Genomic DNA, 19,058 nt, shown 5'->3' with positions numbered 1-19,058 from the left:
TAGCCCCCTTCTATTTTGTAGTTTTTAATTGTTCTTTTGAAAGCAATTTAGCATTAACCTTCACACCGTTTTTAACCTTAGTTAAGCCATCAACGATGATTGTGTCTCCAGGTGCTAAACCGGCTTTAATAATTGTATCGCTACCACTTGTACCGCCAACTTCAACACTTTTTTGTTCTACTACACCATCAGCATTTACAACATAGATAAAGTTTTTATCCATGATTTGAAGAATGGCACGACTAGGAACAAGAATAGCATCTTTAAGTTTTTGACCAGGAGAAATCACTGTAGCAAACATATTTGGCAACAACAAATGATCAGGATTTGGGAAAGATGCTTTCAACACAAGCTTACCTGTTGATTGATCAAGACTTTTTGCGGCTTGAACAATAGAACCCGGTTGATTATACGTTTCGCCATCAGCAAGTTTTAATTGAATATTTGGACCATTGGAATCATCGCCAGTTGGATTTTTCATGAAGTCAAGATATTCTTGCTCTGTCATACTAAATTCAACAAAGATAGGATCGATAGAATCAATAGTTACTAATGTTGTAGAACCTGCTTGTACAAATGTCCCCATATCGATATCATCCATACGTAATGTACCAGAATATGGTGCATATACGATTGTATCGCCATAGTTATCTTGAGCAATTTTTACGGATGCTTGGTATGCTTCATAAGCTGCCTTAGCTTGTTCTACAGTACTGCGTTGTGTATCTACACGTTGTTGCGCAATAGCATCTTGTTGAGCTAATGTTTCATAACGATTAAGGTCTACTTCAGCATTTTTATAGTTTGCATTAGCTTGAGCTGCTTGTGCTTCTGCATTAGCAAGAGTAGCTTCGTATTGACGAGAATCGATACGATATAATGGCTGGCCAGCTACAACTTGCTCCCCGCCTTTAACAAATTTTTCAACTACGTAACCAGTTACACGAGCATGTACAGCTACAGAGTTTTCTGCAACTACCGTACCAGCATAGGTTTGGTTTACCTGTGCATCACTTGCAGTAATTTTGTATGCATTGACACTCACGTCACCTGCTTGCTGTTGATTACTGCCACAACCAGCAACCATTACAGCGGATACAACGAGAGCCGCTAACATACGGGAATAACGGAACTTCATTATCTGTACTCCTTTACACGAAACTAATCATCTATGTGTCATAATTACATAAATTTCTTTATATATTTTACAGGATTCTATAGATAAAGTCAATTTTTCCGATACCCCTCTACTTTTGTAGAACATAGATAAAATCTGATTAAACCCACATATATTGTATGCAACAAAAATGTTAAAAACTATTGACATTTTATATTCAATATGAACTTAAATAGTTTTAGAATTATAAAACTATATATTACTAGTTTACTTTTTTTCAGTTAATACCGTATAACCATGATCCTCAACTAAGATTACTTCATTATTGTTTATCGGCACTAATGGTATCTTATTTTGATAAGTATCTAATGTTTTCTGAGCAGTCTCTTCAAATGGATACTCTCCTAAATGAGGCACAACATAATGATTAAATACATTTACACCCATATAATCATCTAATTCAGATGCTATACTTTTATCATCCATTATCTGATTATATTCAATATTTTCAGACATAATAATTGCGCCAGCAGATTCACCAATATATAATAAGCCTTCTTTGATTCTTTCATAAAGTAGGCCTATAAGATTTTTCTTTTTCAGCTCTTGTAATAGATAAAATGTGTTACCACCAGATATACAGATACATTCAGTCTTTGAAAGTTTATTCTTTAAATAATCTTCATCATATTTAGAAATATCAATAATTTCCAATTCATATCCTAAAGACTTTAACATCTCAACACCTTCATCAATATATCCAGTATATGGTTCAACATTTCCAGCAGTAGGAATAAAAACTATTTTATTCGAAACCATTTTCGAAAGATAATTTTTTGTTATACTTTCTGTTCCCGCTAAATATGACATAAGTAACATTTCCATGAACTATCACCTCTCACAAATTTATAACTGTTTATTAATGACAAGATTAATTTAATATAGAAAAACCGCCTAAGAATCTACCTAGACGGTTTTAAAAACCACTTAATCGGCTATTCTATATCTACTATAGCCGAATAATCATAAATTTATTTGTAAGCACAGAATTATTTCTAACAAAAATGTACTTTTCTATTTGGTGGAGATGAGGGGAGTCGAACCCCTGTCCAAGAGTGTTGCCATATAGACTTCTCCGAGCACAGTCTATGATTGAAATCTCGGGTTGCTATCGCTCACAGACAAGCTACACAACCCCAGTTCATATTGTCTCGCCTAATTCATATGAACAACTAAATTAGACCAGCCTACTGTTTGACGTCCATTCACACTTGGTAGGCACAAGTATGAGGGACGTAGCTTATGCAGCTAATGCAAAATTTTCTTCTGCGTTTAAATGTTTTCCCACCGTTTAACGGCCTCATGGAACGCCGACTCGCTATCTATACCACACGCACCCCTGTCGAAACCTTTACATCCCCGTGCGTCGGTTTAATAATTATAAGCCCATTTAATACTGCTGTCAATTATATAGAACCTTCACAATTCAATTCTTTGATAGCTTTACTTAATGTCTGGCACACATAATCAATTTGTTCTCTATTATGTGCAGCTGTAACGGTTAGACGAATTCGACTTTCACCAACAGGAACTGTAGGTGGACGTATCGCTGTACCTATAATTCCAGCGTTGTATAAATGATTTGATACTGCTAGAGTATCCTCATTGCTACCGATAAGTATTGGAAAAATTGGAGTTTCATTCGTGGCATATATTCCCATAGAATTTAAGCAATCTGTCATATAGTTCACATTGTCTTGTAGTCGCCTTAATACGGATGAATCAGACTCTATGATTTGTAATGCGGCCAAAGCGGCACCTATATCGGCAGGAGACAATGCCGTAGAGAATATAAAACTGCGACTCATATTCACTAGATAATCGATGATAGTACTATTAGCAGCCACATAGCCGCCAACAGCTCCTAGAGATTTGCTCAATGTGCCTAGCTGAATATCCACGTCTTTTTCAAGACCATAATAAGCAGCCGTGCCATGTCCGTTGCCAATAGTTCCCGTCGCATGAGCATCGTCTACCATAAGTAAAGCATGATACTCACGGCTGAGCTCGTAGAGCCTATCTAATGGGGCTATGTCACCGTCCATGCTAAAAACGCCGTCTGTGACAATGAGCTTACGTGCATTACGATCTACTTGTTTAAATAAAAACTTTAATTCCTCTACATCACAGTGACTGTAGGCTTTTATAGTAGCCTTACTCAATCTACAGCCATCAATAATACTAGCATGATTTAATTCATCGCTAAAGATAATCGTATTTTTATCTGCTATAGCAGAAATAGTACCTACATTTGCCATGTATCCAGTATTAAACACGAGAGCCTTTTCTGTATTCTTAAATTTTGCTAGTTCCTTTTCAAGTTTTGTAAACAAGGGAAATGTACCAGATACAAGACGGGAACCGCCTGAACCAGTACCATATTGTTGAGCCCATTTAACGGCTTCATTTATTACACGTTGATCAAAGGTAAGACCTAAATAATTATTTGACGCCATCATCAAATATTCTTTATCATCTTTTTTAACTCGTACTGCATCTATAGGGCAGTATTCCATTAGAGTACGCAAATTATGGTTATTTATTTTACTATCTAATTGTTCTTGGAAGAATTTATACATACGATCACCACTTAACAAGTACTGGTGCTTTTTCCAAGTACTCAATTACACCCTCCAAATCAACATTCGGCTTAACAAAGAATACACGTCCCCCTAAATTAGAGCCCATTTCCTTCATATTAGGGATGCGATGGTAAACACCTTCACAAGCGACGTAGCCTACTGTGTAATCAGGATCATCAGACCAACATAATTCACCTACAATCCCCTCTGCAGATTGCACTTTAGAAGCCAATACTAAGGCCTCTCTCATATGTTCATTTTCCCCTAGTTTTTCAGAGTCAAAGGAGTCCATATGACTCACGCGAACACCACGGTTACCAGAATCTATGCGCTCACCAGAAATTGCATCAACCAACATAGCACCTCGCATAGATGAATCTAAACCTTCTAATAGAAAAATAGCATGTTTAACAGCAGTTTCACTAATATCAGCGCCCTGTAAAAGTTCAACAGCTAATTGATGTGCCTCGGCAACAGTATTCGCCAAATGTTCATTTACCTTTAAACATTCTATATATGTAATTGTTTCTGCAGGAATTAAGTCCACTGTAATATTAATAAAATCAGCTGTCCCCTTACTATGATGCAGCGCTCGTTCGGCTAAAGACTGGGCAATAGATCCAACTTGATTTAAGGTCACAATGCGTTCTGCGCCAGAAATATGGTGGCCCCCGTTTTCATGGGGACCACCTTGAGCCGCGCGCATACGCACACTATATAATTCGTCCATTATGATACCTTACCTTTAACTACATTACTTTGAGGTACTTGGTTGTGAATTTTATAGAATACTTTCACAAATACTGGTGCCATAATTACTGTAAAGATCATACCTGGAACTGCGAGAGCTATCATCGGTAATGCAGCCTTACCAACGTATAAAGACAAAGATAATCGCGCTAAAGCAGATGCAATTGGACCAGAAACCATAATACCTATCATGTGATTATGGCAGATCCAAAGGATTAGTCCCACAATGAGCCGGAATTGCATAGCAATCATAACATTTAAAATGGTTTGAGTACCTAATGCTAAGCCTATTAGACTAGATAAACAACCACTTATAATATACTTTTTAAATCCGAATACGGCACATATCGCTACCGCCAACGGGGCTGATAATTGAAACTCTATACCTGGAATGACATTAGGTATTTTAATAGCCCCTAATACAGTAATCATGGCAGTTAAAATAGCAACCTCTGTAATGTACCGAATGTTCTGATTCATAATGTATCTCCTCTACTTAGAAAATGTCAACTACAAACATCTCTTATTGTTTACATTATAAATTCTCACTGTATTTTTATCAACCACTAAAAATAACATAGTTAACAAATATACAAAAAGAACCAAGCCATATCGACTTGATTCCTTATAATTCTTAATATTTTTGTTGCTCTTTAATTCGCTTAGCAATATCGCGCTTGGCATCACGTTCCGCCATATCTTGACGCTTGTCATAAAGTTTCTTACCAGTTACTAGACCCACAGTAACCTTTACATAACCGTGACTAAAATGAAAGTTTAGCGGCACTAAAGAAAATCCTTTTTCCTTAACTTGAGCATGTAACTTATTGATTTCAGATTTATGCATCAATAACTTGCGTGTCCGCTCCGGTTCATGGTTAAAACGATTACCTTGTTCATACGGACTGATATGTACACCATACAATAAAATTTCCCCTTTATCTATACGACAAAAGCTGTCCTTAAGATTAAGCTTACCTTGACGAATAGACTTTATTTCAGTTCCTGTTAAAGCAATACCAGCTTCATAGGTTTCATGAATATGAAAATCATGACGCGCCTTACGATTGTCAGCAATAAGCGATGGGCTAGATTTCTTTGCCATATTCTCCTCTATCGTTTACGTTTACTTTTAGATTTTTTAGATTGACTACGTTTTGTAGCTTTATTTGACTTCTTGCGACTCGATTTACCTTTTTTAGATTTTTTACTGAAAGCATCATATCTAGAACGCCCAGCTTTTGAATCATCTCGTTTAGAAGTTTTTCTACCGTTTTTTCGGGATGACTTTCGCCCCTTTAGATTTCCAAAACCATCACGACTAGTAGCATAGTCAGAGCCACTACTCAATTGTTCTTGGATAGCCATCAGATTATCTACTTCACCAAGAACAAAATCGATTTGTTTCTTTTCTACATCGGCTTTTACAAGTGTAACAGTAACCTTTTCACCTAAGTGATAGGTTTTACCTGTCCGCTTACCAACAAGAACAAAATGTTCTTCGTCAAAGAAATAATAATCGTCGTTCATCATGCTAATATGCACGAGACCGTCGATACCATTCTCTAACTCTACGAACATGCCAAAGGAGGTTATGCTCGCAATAGTGCCTTCAAAAACTTCGCCTACAAATGGAACCATGTATTGAGTCTTCTTTAGATCAGTAGTTTCTCGTTCTGCCTCGGTTGCCACTTGTTCTTGTATGGAAGAATGTTCCACAGCACCAGCTAAGAAAGCTTCATCTACATCTCGTTTAGAGTATCCACCCTTCCAGTGCATATCCGCTTTTAAAAGTCGATGTACCATCAAATCCGGATAACGTCTAATGGGAGATGTAAAATGCGTATAGCAAGTGGATGCTAACCCAAAATGGCCGACGTTTTCAATGCTATATTTCGCTTGCTGCATAGAACGTAAGGTCATAATTTGAGCCACTTGCTCAATATCTTGTCCCTTCACTACATCAAGGATTTTTTGGAAATCTCGTGGTGTTACACCATCAGCACTAAGGACAAGAGTTTGACCTAAATAATGTAATACCTTTTGGAATAAATCCAATTTTTCTTCACTAGGATGTTCATGAATACGATATACCGATGTACGTTGAGTATCCTTTAAATGCGTAGCTACCGTCTCATTAGCAATGAGCATACATTCTTCGATAAGCCGCTCTGCCATAGTTCGATCGCGTTTTACGATACGCAACGGTGTACCATCGAGATCAAGTAATACCTTATATTCCGGAAAATCAAAGTCTAATGCCCCTCTACGACGACGCATACGATTTAAAATCTTAGAAATTTCTGCTAAGTCACGAAGCATAGGAATAAAATCTACTAAATCGTCAGGAACAATGTTTTCCTCTAACGCTTTATAAACTTCTTTATAGCTGCAACGACGTCCTACATGGATAATAGACGGACGAATACGATAATTAACAACTGTACCTGAATCATCAATTTCCATCATACACGTCATAGCATAGCGATCTTCGTGGGCATTTAAACTACAAATACCATTCGATAATACCTCTGGTAACATTGGTACTACGCGGTCCACTAAGTAAACTGAAGTCCCCCGCTTGTATGCTTCATTGTCAATAGGCTGGCCTGAAGTAACATAATGACTAACATCCGCAATGTGTACGCCTAGCTCATAATTACCATTTGGTAATTTACGACCACTTACAGCATCGTCAAGATCTTTTGCATCTTCTCCATCGATAGTTACCATTTGTAAGGCTCTAAGATCCCACCGCTTCGGATCTTCATGAACAATAGTATCTATCTTCTCACTTGCCTCAATTACCTCTTTAGGGAATGCAAAAGGAATCTTATGATTAGCCATAATACAGTTGATGTCTAGGCCTACATCCCCCTTATAACCTAAAATTTCTGTTATAATTCCTTCAGGTTTTTTATTGCCTTCAGGCCATTTTGTAATTTTTACTAGTACCTTAGCTCCACTCCGAGCATCTAAAGTATCTTTTAAATCTACAAAAATATCTGTTCCAATACGTTCATCATCTGGTACAACAAAGCCGAAGTGTTGTTGTCTGTCGTAAGTACCAACTATGGTTTCATTAGCACGCTCAATAACATCAACGATGATGCCTTCACGTTTATGTTTTGTATAATCTGATGGTACAATACGAACACGTACCTTATCATTATGCATAGCAGTTCCTTTATTTTGTTCTGCTACATAAATATCTTCATCATCCAGCATAATAACAAATCCATAAGATTTACGATATCCTTTGTAGATACCTTCATATTCTTCATGCTGTTGATCTTCATATCGGTATACATCTGGTCGAGATGAAGTTAATACGCCTTCACGGGCGAGCATTTTCGCAGATCGAATAAACATTTCAAGATCTTTGCCACCTCGAATACGATTATCCATTGCTGCATCCTCAATATGGTATGCATGTGGTTGTATAGATTTATAAAAGTCCAATACCTTCTTCTTCAAGTCTGCACCCCCTTATTAGGATGAAAAAAGAAAAAGCCTGCAAAGCAGGCTTTCATCATTAGAATTGATTAATCATTGCCCCTAACACTAAGCTCAACACAGCAAAGATAATCCCCAATATAATCGTACATTTAGATAAGAAAGCATCTAAACCGCGTTGCTTACCACCAAAAGAAGAGTCTGCCGCACCAGAAACAGCACCGCCCATGCCTGCATTTTTGCTATTTTGTGCAACAACTACTACAATTAATAAAATAGATACGATTACTTCTACAATCATTAAGAAATTTGTCACGACTGTCATCCTTCCTGTGATGCTCGATGCGAGCCCAATACACGATGTTCTAAATACTTCTCTAATTTACGTTTTACCCTTTGTAGCGCATTATCAATAGATTTAACACTACGATCTGTGACCTCAGCCATTTCTTGATAGGAACGTCCATCAAGGTATCCTTCCAAGACTTCCCATTCGAGATCACTTAAAATATGACCAATATTGTGCTCAATATCATCTAGTTCCTCTTGACTGATAATGAGGTCTTCAGGATTTGTAATCTTTGTTGAAGATAGCATTTCAATCAATGTACGCTCAGAGTCCTCTGTATACACCGGTTTATTTAAGGATATATAGGAGTTCAAAGGCGCATGTTTTTGTCTTGTAGCCGATTTAATAGCTGTAATAATTTGTCTAGTTATACAAAGTTCTGCAAAAGCTCTAAAAGACGCTAATTTATCATGTTTAAAATCTCGCGTCGCCTTATAGAGTCCAATCATCCCTTCTTGGATGATATCCTCTCGGTCGGCACCTACCAAAAAATAGGAGCGAGCCTTAGCTCTTACAAAGTTCTTATATTTATTAACAATATAATCGATTGCAAACTCATTTTGCTCTTCCTGAGCTATGACCACAACTTGCTCATCGGTCATTTCCTTGAAATTGTAATCGGACTTGCGTGTATGAATCATTTTCATAAGCTCCTCCTTACAATTGAGCGAGAAAAACCAATATATTTATTATACTGGAACGGTATATGATTTTCAACTATCAATGACCTCGACGCAATTTCTCAAGCTTTTCAGCAACTTCAGGAGATAATAAACCTCCCACTTCATTACGACGCACTGAAAATTGATCACGTCTATGTTCATGAGCATATTGAAGTCGTTCTTCTTCCTTAGCTATACGAATCATATTTTGCAACTCACGAGCAGGAATGCGCAACCCGCCAGAGCCTAGAATTTGATTCTGTTCTGCCCCATCGGAGGTTACAACATATACATTAGTATATTTGCCTTTACGTAAAAATACCTCTCGTTCAATAAAGGAATCCGCCGTTTCTCCATCCTCAGTATACACTTCGATAAATCCACTTGTAATAGATTCAATGGAACCTCCAGATTTTGTATACTTACCATCAAATACAAGGATTACTTCGTAACCCTTAAATTTACCATAGTTCAACAATCTATCTCGAAGCTCCATTCTCGCATGTTCTAAAGACTCATGAGCCAATTTTTTCAAATGAGTCCAAGCAAAAATAACATTATAGCCGTCTACAATTAAAATATCTTTTAGCATGATTATTTCGCCTGGCGTTGACGTACCGCCTCATACATAAGAACTGCAGCTGCAACAGATGCATTCAAAGAATTCAAATTTCCATACATAGGAATTGTTACAAGGAAATCACAAGCTTCTTTTACAACGCGACTAATCCCCTTACCTTCATTACCAATGACTATAACCGTAGGAATTGTCATATCTGCTTCATACAAGGTACGATCACCTTCCATATGAGCCCCCATTACCCAAAATCCTTGTTTTTGAAGTTGTTTAATGGTTTGCACTACATTGCCAATTTGTACAAGTGGAATTTGTTCAATAGCTCCAGCAGATGTCTTTGCAACAGTAGCATTAATAGGCGCATTATGTCGTTTAGGAATGAGTACAGCCGTAGCTCCCGCACATTCAGCAGTACGAATGATAGCTCCCATATTATGTGGGTCTTCAACCCCATCCGTTAAGATGAGTAAAGGAACCTCATGTGTCGTTTCTTGTAATACCTCGCCCAATTCTTTAAATTGAACGGCCGATACAAGAGCTATAACCCCTTGATGTGGTACCTCTAAATCGTACTTATTCATCTGTTTAACTGGTGTTGGTCTAACTTCAATACCTTGAGATTTAGCAAGATTTACAATATCAGCTAACCCTGTTTTTACCTTATCTTCACTGACCAGAATACGTTGAATAGAACGGCCACTTTTAAGGGCTTCTTTAACCGCATTGCGACCTACAATATAATTATCCATACTACATACCTCGTAGAGTTATAGAAAAGGCTTGCCCCAAGATATGCTGTAAGCGCTCATCTTGGCGCGTTTCATAAAGAAATCCTAGTACTGCTTCAAAGGCCGTACTACTGCGATATTCTTGAACAGTACTACTTTTAGGCACGTTTACATTACTATTTCTAGCACGGCGTGCAATAGCTTGTTCATCTTCTGTGAAAGTATTTTCTATTTCTAGCAATACTTTTGCCTGTGATTTAGCACAAATAAATTCAGTAACGATAGTATGTAAGATCTGTACTTTTGTAATATTCATTTGTACTACGCGTTCGCGCACATACATGGAGTATACTGCATCACCGATATAAGCTAGCATAACTGCATCGGCACTTAGGCACTCCTCTATTGTTCGTTTGCGCAAACGAAGCGGCTCTTCTTCAAGAGCCGTTAGTTTCTTTATCGCTTCATTCTTTAAGAATTGAAATTGTTTAAACTTCACGTTTTTTCCACCGTGCACCTTGAGGAGAGTCCTCAATGGTAATACCAATCTCAGCTAATCGATCGCGGATACAATCAGCTAATGCCCATTGTTTTTGCTCGCGACAAGCTTGACGTACAGAAAGAATAACTTGCATTAATTCTTCATATTCAGCAGCATTAGCACCCGTATTGCCTTCCCAAGCTTTTTCAAGAACACCAATAACATCTGTCATAAATTTGAAGATTCGTTTCACTTCAGCAATTGCCTCTTGGCAAACAACGCCTTCTCTACTTGTTACAGCTTGATAGTAGATATTAATTTCTTTTGCAAGACCGAACATACTAGAAGTTGCTAAAGCAGTGTTGAAATCATCACTCATAGCATCCTCAAATTCTTCTTCGTATGCTTTCGCTTTTTCTAATAAGCGTTGAGCTTCATCACATGAGCCTGGCTCACATTTTTCAAGGTAAAGAAGGTTTTCAATAGCTGTGCTTAACCGTTCCAAAGATTTATTAGCTTCTTCTAGACGCTCATCAGAGAAATCTAATGGGCTACGGTAATGCGTGCTCAATAAGAAGTAACGCAATGCATCAGGACTATATTGTTCTAAAATATCTTTTACCAAGAAGAAATTATTCAAGGACTTAGACATTTTTTCAGAATTAATAGTGATAAAACCATTGTGCAACCAGTAGCGCACTGCTGGATGTTGACCAGAGCAACCTTCTGATTGAGCAATTTCATTTTCATGATGAGGGAAAATCAAATCGCTACCACCACCGTGGAAGTCAAATTCTGTGCCTAAATATTTTTGGCTCATAGCAGAACATTCAATGTGCCACCCTGGACGACCATTCCCCCATGGGCTTTCCCAATAAGGTTCACCAGGTTTTGCTGCTTTCCACAAAGCAAAGTCCATAGGATTCTTCTTACGACCATCTACTTCAATACGTGCGCCTGCTTCCATATCGTCTAATGTACGACCAGATAACTCACCGTAATGTTCAAATTTCTCCACACTATAATATACATCGCCATCGAGTTCATAGGCGTAGCCCTTGTCAATCAATGTTTGAATCATAGCAATGATATCATCAATATGTGTAGATACACGTGGATAAATGTCTGCACGTTGTACACCTAACGCATCCATTACTTCAAAATAACTATCGATATAGCGGTTTGCAATGGTATCCCAAGAGACACCTTCACCATTAGAAGTGTTGATGATTTTATCATCCACATCAGTAAAGTTTTGTACATATGTTACTTTATAGCCTACATGTTTCATATAGCGACGAATTACGTCCCAAGTCACGAAAGGACGAGCATTGCCAATATGAGGATGATTGTATGGTGTGACACCACATACGTACATTTTTGCCTCACCTGGTGTTACAGGATTAAAAACCTCTTTTTGGCGCGTCATAGTATTATAAACAGTAATTTCTCTCATCGTTACCGATGCCTCCAATTTTGTAAAATAAAAAAGACCTCTCATCTCATACAGAGACGATGGTCCGCGGTTCCACTCTGTTAGGTACCAATAGCGATACCCACTCATCGCATAACGGTGCGTCGCCGGACAAACCTACCTATAATCGGAGTGTCAGCTCGTGAATGCATTTCATCTACCTATCCATGAACCCTCCCACCATCGGTTCTCGCTAAAAAGTTAGTTGTAGAGTACTTCTTTCAGTCTCAGCTATTAAAATAATCTATATTCATATATAAAAATATTTTACCAATAAAGCTATAGAATGTCAATATTTACAAGAAAGATCCCCATCTTTCATAGGCAGCTATTCACATATCATAATAGGTATTTTAAATAGCTTAATTAGAAAGATGAGGATATATAATCAGAATATTAAATTACTATTATCATTCATAACAATAGCTTTTATAGTACACAAGTAATAATAATGTCATTACATCAAATCAATTAATATTAAGCATTTTCTAATTTATCTTGATCATCATGTTTACGGCAAATACCTGCAAAAATAGATCCTGTAAAGTTATGAATGATGGAGAATACTGCACCTGCTACCGCAGCTTGTGGTGTAAAGTGTTTTAGTGCTAAAGATACGGATAATGCAGAATTTTGCATAGCCACTTCAATTTGCATAGCACGACGAGAAGACACATCAATACTGAGAGCTTTACATATAAAGTATGTCACAACATAACCACTCAAATTTTGTACTAAACACGCTACAAAAATAATGAAACCAGTTTCGGCAATTTGCTTTTGGTTAACTGCAGTTACAGCTGCCAAGATAAGCAATACCGCGATAGCTGCAATGGTTGGACATACAGATTTTACAGGTTCAATTTTTGCGCCAATAAAGTAATTCAATACAATCCCCAAAATAATTGGTACTAACACGATTTTTACAATGGATATAAACATTGGCATAAATTGAATTTCAATAGAAGATGTTGCACCTGCATATAATACGACAAATAAAGGCGTTAAAATAGGTGCCAATAATGTGGATACAGTTGTTGCTGATACGGATAAGGGAACATTACCATTTGCAAGGAAGGTCATTACATTAGAAGCAGTACCACCAGGACATGCACCCAACAAGATAAAACCAATCCCAACTTCTGGAGGAAAATTAAATGCTAAGGCTACTAAGAAACCTGCCAATGGCATCCATAAGAATTGGATTACGGATACGAGAATAACCTTCATTGGTTGCTTAAATACATCAATAAAGACTTGAGCCGTTAATGTTAACCCCATCGCAAACATAACAAACTGTAGCATGTAAGCAATATATGGAGTCATCCAAGAAAATACTGCAGGTAGCATATATGCTAAAACAGCCATCAATAGTACTATCCAGGATAGATAACTATTGAATAAGTGATTAATAGAACGAATAACACTCATAAAAACACTCGCTTTCATAATAAATCAAAATTTAATACGCCGATTATTATAGCATTTCTATAGAATATTAACAACACATACAAAAGGAGTTCACATAACACTTGTTACGTGAACTCCTTTGATTAATTGATCATATTTATTTTGTTAATGCACCTACATTATCTAAACGATGTAAGCACTTTTCTTTACCAAGTAATGTGACAATATTATTCAAATCCGGACCATGCATTTGACCTGTTAAAGCTACACGGATTGGCATAAATACGAATTTACCTTTTAAAGAGGTTTCTTTCATTACGGCCTTGATTGTTGCTTTTACAACTTCAGGTGTAATTTCATCAAGTTCAGCCAATGCATTCCGGAAAGCGCCGAGAACTGTTGGAGCTGTTTCTTCATTCAATACAGCACGCAACTCCTCTTCATGCCCCTCTTCAAGGAATACTGTTTCGCCCATAAACAAGCCTACATGATCTTTGATTTGAGCACCATAGCTAATATGATCACGGAATGTAGAGCATAATAATGTCAACCAATCAATATCAACTTGATTCAAGCTATCTGGAGCTAAACCAACCTCTTTCAAATGCGGCAAACAAAGGTGGAATAATTCTTCATCGCTCAAATTCTTCATGTAGTGGAAATTTATATGGTTCAATTTATCAATATCAAACACAGCAGGATTTTTCGCTACCCGATCCATAGAGAAAGCCTGAATTAATTCATCTTGTGTGAAGAATTCTTCTTCACCTTCAGGAGCCCAACCAAGAAGTGCCAAGAAGTTTACAAGTGCTTCTGGCAAGTACCCTAATTGTTTGTATTGTTCAACAGAGGTAGCACCATGACGTTTAGACATTTTCTTGTAGTCTTTACCAAGAATCAAGGAAATATGACCAAACTTAGGGACCTTCCAACCAAGAGCTTCATAGATAGCCATTTGACGAGGTGTATTGGATAGATGTTCCTCTGCACGAATAACGTGAGTAATCCCCATCATATGATCGTCCATTACTACAGCAAAGTTATATACAGGAATGCCATCAGATTTTACAATTACAAAATCACCAACGCCATTAGATTCAAAGGATACATGCCCACGTACCATATCATCAAAAGCGTATGTTTTATTCAACGGTACACGCAAACGAATTGTAGGTTTACGACCTTCAGCAATATATTTAGCCTTTGTCTCTTCATCTAAGTGTTCACAATGACCGTTGTATTTTGGTGTTTCCCCACGATCCATTTGATCTTGACGCACCGCATCTAACTCTTCAGGTGTGCAATAACACTCATAAGCTTTACCTTCATCCAATAAACGTTGTGTTACTTCTTTATATAAATCAAGACGTTCTGTTTGACGGTAAGGACCATTATTACCACCTACATCAATGCCTTCATCCCAGTTCATGCCAAGCCATTGTAAGGAAGCTTTAATATTCTCTTCACTTTCACGTGTAGAACGAGCTAAATCTGTATCTTCAATGCGCAATACAAATGTGCCTTTTTCCTTACGTGCTAATAACCAGTTAAATAAAGCAGAACGAGCACCACCAATATGGAATGGACCCGTAGGGCTTGGAGCAAAACGAACTTTCATGGAACTCATGATTAAATCTCTCCTTCATATACAGAAACGACAGCTTGTGCAGCAATGCCTTCACGGCGCCCAATAGCCCCTAGCATTTCATTTGTTGTCGCTTTAATACTAATGCGATCTAATGGTATCTCTAATATAGACTGTAAATTAGCCTTCATCATATCGATGTGAGGTTTTAATTTAGGTGTCTCAGAAATAACCATAATATCAATATTATAGGCTTGTAACCCACGTTCTTTCAATAAGAAATTTACTTTTTCTAGTAAAAGCATGCTAGAAATCCCTTTATACTGGTCGTCTTCAGGTGGAAAATAGTATCCAATATCCCGTAAACCTGCAGCTCCCAACATGGCATCCATCAAGGCATGAATGAGAACATCTGCATCGGAGTGACCATCAGGACCAAGGTCAGATTCGATATGAACACCACCTAAGATACAAGGACGACCTGCTTTTAATTGATGAATATCATAACCAAATCCAACGCGCATACACTTATCCTCAATTCCTAAATATCGTTTTGCTACAGCAATATCATTAGGTGTGGTCACCTTAATATTACAATAGTCTCCACTTACTATATGTACAGGCTTACCTAAATACTCGACGAGGGACACATCATCAGTGCCTAAATATTTTTCATCATAAGCCTTTTGATGGGCCGCTTTAAATAGTTCTTTTTGAAAGCCTTGTGGTGTTTGAATTTGATATAACTCACTGCGTTTCAAGGTTTCTATTACGGTATGCTCTGTATTAACCCGTTTAATCGTATCCGTAGCAGGGACACCTACAGTAGCAGCTCCATATTCTATTGCGGCCCTAACAACAGAATCAAACAGTTTAGTTGATGCTAATGGACGCGCTCCATCATGAACTAGCACAATATTACTATCTTCTGATACAGCTTTGAGCCCATATGCCACAGAATCTTGACGTTCTCTTCCACCAAGCACTATCTTTACAGGAATATGTAAATCCAACCCTTGAATATGGTTATACATATATTCTTGTTCGCCTTCAGCTACAACAAGAATAATTTCTTTTAAACCTTCAATCTTTTCTACATTTTGTATGGTACGTTGAATAATAGAATGTCCCCCTAAAGGAATAAATATCTTATTTTCTTTGTATCCCATACGGCGACCAGCACCTGCAGCGAGAACAATACAACTAATTGCCTTGCCCATTTTGTCCTCCATCTACACGAGCAAAAATCATCCGTCCTGCACTCGTTTGTAATATGGATGTAACCATAACCTCTACATTTTGACCAACATAAGGTTTACCATCCTCTACGACAATCATCGTGCCATCGTCGAGATAAGCCACACCTTGGTGTACTTCCTTACCTTCTTTCATGATTTGAACGCGAATCCATTCTCCAGCGATTAGAGCAGGTTTTAATACATTTGCCAATTCATTGAGGTTAAGCACTTCAATACCTTGTACACGAGCCACCTTATTCAAGTTAAAGTCATTAGTCATCAATTTCCATTGCTTATCTAAAGCAAGTCGCATAAGTTTTGAATCAACCTCTACAAGATCATCATAATCATCTTCAACAACTTCTATAGCTACCTTATTGGCATCTTGCATATCCTTCAAAATATCAAGGCCACGTCGGCCACGGTTGCGTTTCGTAGCATCCGCAGAATCAGAAATTACCTGTAACTCATTTAATACAAATAGTGGCACCATAAGAGGGCCTTCAATGAAGCCCGTAGCACATAGTTCTTTGATACGACCGTCAATGATAACTGAAGTATCTAGTAATTTTGGCGTACTAGAGGATTTATCTAATTTATGAGTTGAAAACATTTTAAAACGACTTGTTTTTTTAGTGCTATCTCCTCCCCATTGTTGTACGTAATTATTGTACATTTCGGGGCCTTTACGAGCCATGATTTTAAGTCCACTATATCCAAAAATAGCACTCAAAATTATAGGAATATAAGGTCCTATAATAGGTACTTGATTGAATGCAACGCCAATTAGATTTGCAATAATAAGGCCGAATAATAAACCGATGGTGCCTGCAATCAATTCTTGATTTGGAATATGAGTAAGAATACGCTCTAATCTTTTAGCAATTACTAAACCTTGTTTCAGAATAAATGATGAAATCAGATAACCAATAACAAGGCCTAATAGAGTACCTACGATTAATACTGCAATACGTGCAATTGTTAATGACATGTCCCCAAAAGATTCAAATTGCGAAACCAAATATGGATCAATAATAGGTGCTAAGCTATCCATTCCCACGTAGGCTGCTGTACCTACTAAAATGGCTATTACATAGCGTAAAATCCGATAAATCATGAAATCACCTCCTAATTATGAAAATACGAGTTGCATCGCCTCTTGTATAGATTTGACACCTTTAATTTTGATAGAACTATCATTATCCTTGATTTGTTTATAGTTGCCTTCAGGAATAATAAACTTTTTAAAACCTAATTTCTTGGCTTCATTTATACGCTGTTCAATGCGAGGAATACTGCGAACATTACCAGTTAAGCCTACTTCACCTAAAATTACCATATCTGTTGGAACGATTCGATTTTTCAGATTTGACACAATGGCAACCGCCATAGATAAATCACAAGCAGGTTCATTTACCTTGAGACCACCGATGACATTTACATACACATCTTTATTACCTAATGTAAAGCCACAGCGTTTTTCTAAGACTGCTAATAATACAATTAATCGGTTAAGATCATAACCAATCGCCGTACGTCTAGGCATACCAAAGGCCGTAGTAACGACCAAGCTTTGTACCTCTACTAAGATGGGCCGAACCCCTTCGAGGTAAATCATAACAGCACTGCCACTTTCTTCATCGGAACGCTCGGCTAAAAGCGAAGCAGACGGATTGGACAATTCCTGTAACCCTTCCTCTACCATGGCAAAAATGCCTGTTTCTGATGTAGAACCAAAACGGTTTTTAATGGACCGTAATATGCGGAATTGATAAGAACGCTCCCCTTCAAAGTAAAGCACTACATCTACCATATGCTCTAACATACGAGGCCCTGCAATATTGCCTTCCTTTGTTACATGACCAATGATTACAGTAGGTATATTTCGTTCTTTACAGAAGCGAAGTAGGCGAGATGTGCATTCACGAACTTGACTAACACTGCCTGGCGCAGCATCTATATCTCCAGTATACATAGTTTGTATAGAGTCAATGACTAGTAAGGAAGGACTCATTGCTTCAGCTTGCTCCAATATATGATCTAGATCAGTATCTGCAATAACTTGTAACCGTTCACTATTGATATGCAGTCGTTCTGCTCGAAGTTTAAGTTGTAACTGAGACTCTTCACCAGATGCATAAAGAACTGCTCCTACTGTATCGGCTACCTTCTGGGATACTTGTAGCAACAGAGTAGATTTACCAATACCAGGATCACCACCTAAAAGCATTAGAGCACCAGGCACTATGCCCCCACCTAATACACGGTCAATTTCACCAAAGGTTGTAGATACGCGTGCAATAGAAGAAATTTCGATATCTGGCAAGGCGGTAGGCTTCGCCGTTTGATTTCCAAGACCTCGAGAAGGTATTCGACTATGTTTAGTTTCTTTAATGATTTCTTCAACTAATGTATTCCATTCTCCACATTGTGGACAACGGCCCATCCACTTAGAGGATTCAGCCCCACAATTTTGACAAAAGAATACAGATTTTGCTTTTGCCATAACACCTCAATACATTTAAAAAGAAAGGTCATGAATGATAACCATTCATGACCTTTTATGCATAATTTTACTACATGGTTAAC

18 protein-coding genes, 1 other RNA gene and 1 other annotated feature are annotated in these 19,058 nt (G+C 37.6%); all 19 genes read right to left on the bottom strand.

Annotated features, from left to right (window positions below; all coding sequences use genetic code 11):
- Nucleotides 1-10: 10 nt before the first annotated feature.
- The 19 genes from ACMKPP_RS07045 to radA all read right to left on the bottom strand — a co-directional run bounded on the left by ACMKPP_RS07045 (nucleotide 11) and on the right by radA (nucleotide 18,975).
- A complete protein-coding gene (locus ACMKPP_RS07045) occupies nucleotides 11-1,138 on the bottom strand; it encodes an efflux RND transporter periplasmic adaptor subunit (protein WP_418369532.1) in 1,128 nt (375 codons plus the stop codon).
- A 246-nt stretch (nucleotides 1,139-1,384) separates the two neighbouring features.
- Nucleotides 1,385-2,002, bottom strand: a complete 618-nt coding sequence (locus ACMKPP_RS07040) for a Type 1 glutamine amidotransferase-like domain-containing protein (protein ID WP_418369531.1) — start codon at nucleotides 2,000-2,002, stop codon at nucleotides 1,385-1,387.
- A 194-nt stretch (nucleotides 2,003-2,196) separates the two neighbouring features.
- Nucleotides 2,197-2,538: a transfer-messenger RNA gene (ssrA, locus tag ACMKPP_RS07035) on the bottom strand.
- A gap of 45 nt (nucleotides 2,539-2,583) precedes the next feature.
- The gene (gene bioF / locus ACMKPP_RS07030; protein WP_418369624.1) at nucleotides 2,584-3,756 is read right to left on the bottom strand and encodes an 8-amino-7-oxononanoate synthase; all 1,173 of its coding nucleotides are present in this window, start codon (nucleotides 3,754-3,756) and stop codon (nucleotides 2,584-2,586) included.
- 4 nt (nucleotides 3,757-3,760) lie between these two features.
- Nucleotides 3,761-4,489 carry a 6-carboxyhexanoate--CoA ligase gene (locus tag ACMKPP_RS07025; protein ID WP_418369530.1) on the bottom strand — a complete coding sequence of 243 codons (729 nt, stop codon included), beginning with the start codon at nucleotides 4,487-4,489 and terminating at the stop codon, nucleotides 3,761-3,763.
- A complete protein-coding gene (locus tag ACMKPP_RS07020) occupies nucleotides 4,489-4,989 on the bottom strand; it encodes a hypothetical protein (protein WP_004695986.1) in 501 nt (166 codons plus the stop codon). The genes ACMKPP_RS07025 and ACMKPP_RS07020 overlap by 1 nt, the downstream gene beginning before the upstream one ends.
- A 154-nt stretch (nucleotides 4,990-5,143) precedes the next feature.
- Nucleotides 5,144-5,614: an SsrA-binding protein SmpB gene (gene smpB / locus ACMKPP_RS07015; protein ID WP_004695987.1), complete on the bottom strand. Its 471-nt coding sequence runs from the start codon at nucleotides 5,612-5,614 to the stop codon at nucleotides 5,144-5,146.
- An 8-nt stretch (nucleotides 5,615-5,622) separates the two neighbouring features.
- Nucleotides 5,623-7,986 (bottom strand): ribonuclease R, encoded by a 2,364-nt coding sequence (gene rnr / locus ACMKPP_RS07010; RefSeq protein WP_008714023.1) that lies wholly within the window; start codon nucleotides 7,984-7,986, stop codon nucleotides 5,623-5,625.
- Between the two features lie 58 nt (nucleotides 7,987-8,044).
- Complete coding sequence (gene secG / locus ACMKPP_RS07005) at nucleotides 8,045-8,281, bottom strand: preprotein translocase subunit SecG (RefSeq protein ID WP_004695991.1); 237 nt, start codon at nucleotides 8,279-8,281, stop codon at nucleotides 8,045-8,047.
- Between the two features lie 5 nt (nucleotides 8,282-8,286).
- Nucleotides 8,287-8,961 carry an RNA polymerase sporulation sigma factor SigH gene (gene sigH / locus ACMKPP_RS07000; protein WP_004695993.1) on the bottom strand — a complete coding sequence of 225 codons (675 nt, stop codon included), beginning with the start codon at nucleotides 8,959-8,961 and terminating at the stop codon, nucleotides 8,287-8,289.
- A gap of 73 nt (nucleotides 8,962-9,034) precedes the next feature.
- A complete protein-coding gene (locus ACMKPP_RS06995) occupies nucleotides 9,035-9,568 on the bottom strand; it encodes an NYN domain-containing protein (protein ID WP_004695995.1) in 534 nt (177 codons plus the stop codon).
- 2 nt (nucleotides 9,569-9,570) lie between these two features.
- Nucleotides 9,571-10,302, bottom strand: coding sequence for a 23S rRNA (guanosine(2251)-2'-O)-methyltransferase RlmB (gene rlmB, locus ACMKPP_RS06990; protein WP_004695997.1), 732 nt, complete (start codon nucleotides 10,300-10,302; stop codon nucleotides 9,571-9,573).
- A gap of 1 nt (nucleotide 10,303) precedes the next feature.
- Nucleotides 10,304-10,780 carry a Mini-ribonuclease 3 gene (locus tag ACMKPP_RS06985; protein ID WP_101928324.1) on the bottom strand — a complete coding sequence of 159 codons (477 nt, stop codon included), beginning with the start codon at nucleotides 10,778-10,780 and terminating at the stop codon, nucleotides 10,304-10,306.
- Nucleotides 10,770-12,218 carry a cysteine--tRNA ligase gene (cysS, locus tag ACMKPP_RS06980; protein ID WP_004696001.1) on the bottom strand — a complete coding sequence of 483 codons (1,449 nt, stop codon included), beginning with the start codon at nucleotides 12,216-12,218 and terminating at the stop codon, nucleotides 10,770-10,772. The genes ACMKPP_RS06985 and cysS overlap by 11 nt, the downstream gene beginning before the upstream one ends.
- A 49-nt stretch (nucleotides 12,219-12,267) precedes the next feature.
- Nucleotides 12,268-12,474 (bottom strand) — a binding site (T-box leader).
- Nucleotides 12,475-12,713: 239 nt separating this feature from the next.
- Nucleotides 12,714-13,667, bottom strand: a complete 954-nt coding sequence (locus tag ACMKPP_RS06975) for a bile acid:sodium symporter family protein (protein ID WP_230949586.1) — start codon at nucleotides 13,665-13,667, stop codon at nucleotides 12,714-12,716.
- 136 nt (nucleotides 13,668-13,803) lie between these two features.
- Nucleotides 13,804-15,273 carry a glutamate--tRNA ligase gene (gltX, locus tag ACMKPP_RS06970; RefSeq protein WP_008601075.1) on the bottom strand — a complete coding sequence of 490 codons (1,470 nt, stop codon included), beginning with the start codon at nucleotides 15,271-15,273 and terminating at the stop codon, nucleotides 13,804-13,806.
- Between the two features lie 2 nt (nucleotides 15,274-15,275).
- Complete coding sequence (gene ispD, locus ACMKPP_RS06965) at nucleotides 15,276-16,451, bottom strand: 2-C-methyl-D-erythritol 4-phosphate cytidylyltransferase (protein WP_120054824.1); 1,176 nt, start codon at nucleotides 16,449-16,451, stop codon at nucleotides 15,276-15,278.
- Nucleotides 16,435-17,586, bottom strand: a complete 1,152-nt coding sequence (locus ACMKPP_RS06960) for a PIN/TRAM domain-containing protein (RefSeq protein WP_004696009.1) — start codon at nucleotides 17,584-17,586, stop codon at nucleotides 16,435-16,437. Before ACMKPP_RS06960 ends, ispD begins: the two co-directional genes overlap by 17 nt.
- Nucleotides 17,587-17,601: 15 nt before the next feature.
- Nucleotides 17,602-18,975 (bottom strand): DNA repair protein RadA, encoded by a 1,374-nt coding sequence (radA, locus tag ACMKPP_RS06955; RefSeq protein ID WP_120054825.1) that lies wholly within the window; start codon nucleotides 18,973-18,975, stop codon nucleotides 17,602-17,604.
- Between the last annotated feature and the right edge of the window lie 83 nt (nucleotides 18,976-19,058).

It is taken from the genome of Veillonella parvula (assembly GCF_048309325.1).
GTDB classification, from domain to species: domain Bacteria; phylum Bacillota; class Negativicutes; order Veillonellales; family Veillonellaceae; genus Veillonella; species Veillonella parvula_T.
This window is presented reverse-complemented; position numbering and strand designations above follow the sequence as displayed.

Coding starts and splice junctions, on each gene's coding strand:
- ACMKPP_RS07045 (WP_418369532.1), bottom strand. CDS start 1,138: ATGAAGTTCCGTTATTCCCGTATGTTAGCGGCTCTCGTTGTATCCGCT.
- ACMKPP_RS07040 (WP_418369531.1), bottom strand. CDS start 2,002: ATGGAAATGTTACTTATGTCATATTTAGCGGGAACAGAAAGTATAACA.
- bioF (WP_418369624.1), bottom strand. CDS start 3,756: ATGTATAAATTCTTCCAAGAACAATTAGATAGTAAAATAAATAACCAT.
- ACMKPP_RS07025 (WP_418369530.1), bottom strand. CDS start 4,489: ATGGACGAATTATATAGTGTGCGTATGCGCGCGGCTCAAGGTGGTCCC.
- ACMKPP_RS07020 (WP_004695986.1), bottom strand. CDS start 4,989: ATGAATCAGAACATTCGGTACATTACAGAGGTTGCTATTTTAACTGCC.
- smpB (WP_004695987.1), bottom strand. CDS start 5,614: ATGGCAAAGAAATCTAGCCCATCGCTTATTGCTGACAATCGTAAGGCG.
- sigH (WP_004695993.1), bottom strand. CDS start 8,961: ATGAAAATGATTCATACACGCAAGTCCGATTACAATTTCAAGGAAATG.
- ACMKPP_RS06995 (WP_004695995.1), bottom strand. CDS start 9,568: ATGCTAAAAGATATTTTAATTGTAGACGGCTATAATGTTATTTTTGCT.
- rlmB (WP_004695997.1), bottom strand. CDS start 10,302: ATGGATAATTATATTGTAGGTCGCAATGCGGTTAAAGAAGCCCTTAAA.
- cysS (WP_004696001.1), bottom strand. CDS start 12,218: ATGAGAGAAATTACTGTTTATAATACTATGACGCGCCAAAAAGAGGTT.
- ACMKPP_RS06975 (WP_230949586.1), bottom strand. CDS start 13,667: ATGAGTGTTATTCGTTCTATTAATCACTTATTCAATAGTTATCTATCC.
- gltX (WP_008601075.1), bottom strand. CDS start 15,273: ATGAGTTCCATGAAAGTTCGTTTTGCTCCAAGCCCTACGGGTCCATTC.
- ispD (WP_120054824.1), bottom strand. CDS start 16,451: ATGGGCAAGGCAATTAGTTGTATTGTTCTCGCTGCAGGTGCTGGTCGC.
- ACMKPP_RS06960 (WP_004696009.1), bottom strand. CDS start 17,586: ATGATTTATCGGATTTTACGCTATGTAATAGCCATTTTAGTAGGTACA.
- radA (WP_120054825.1), bottom strand. CDS start 18,975: ATGGCAAAAGCAAAATCTGTATTCTTTTGTCAAAATTGTGGGGCTGAA.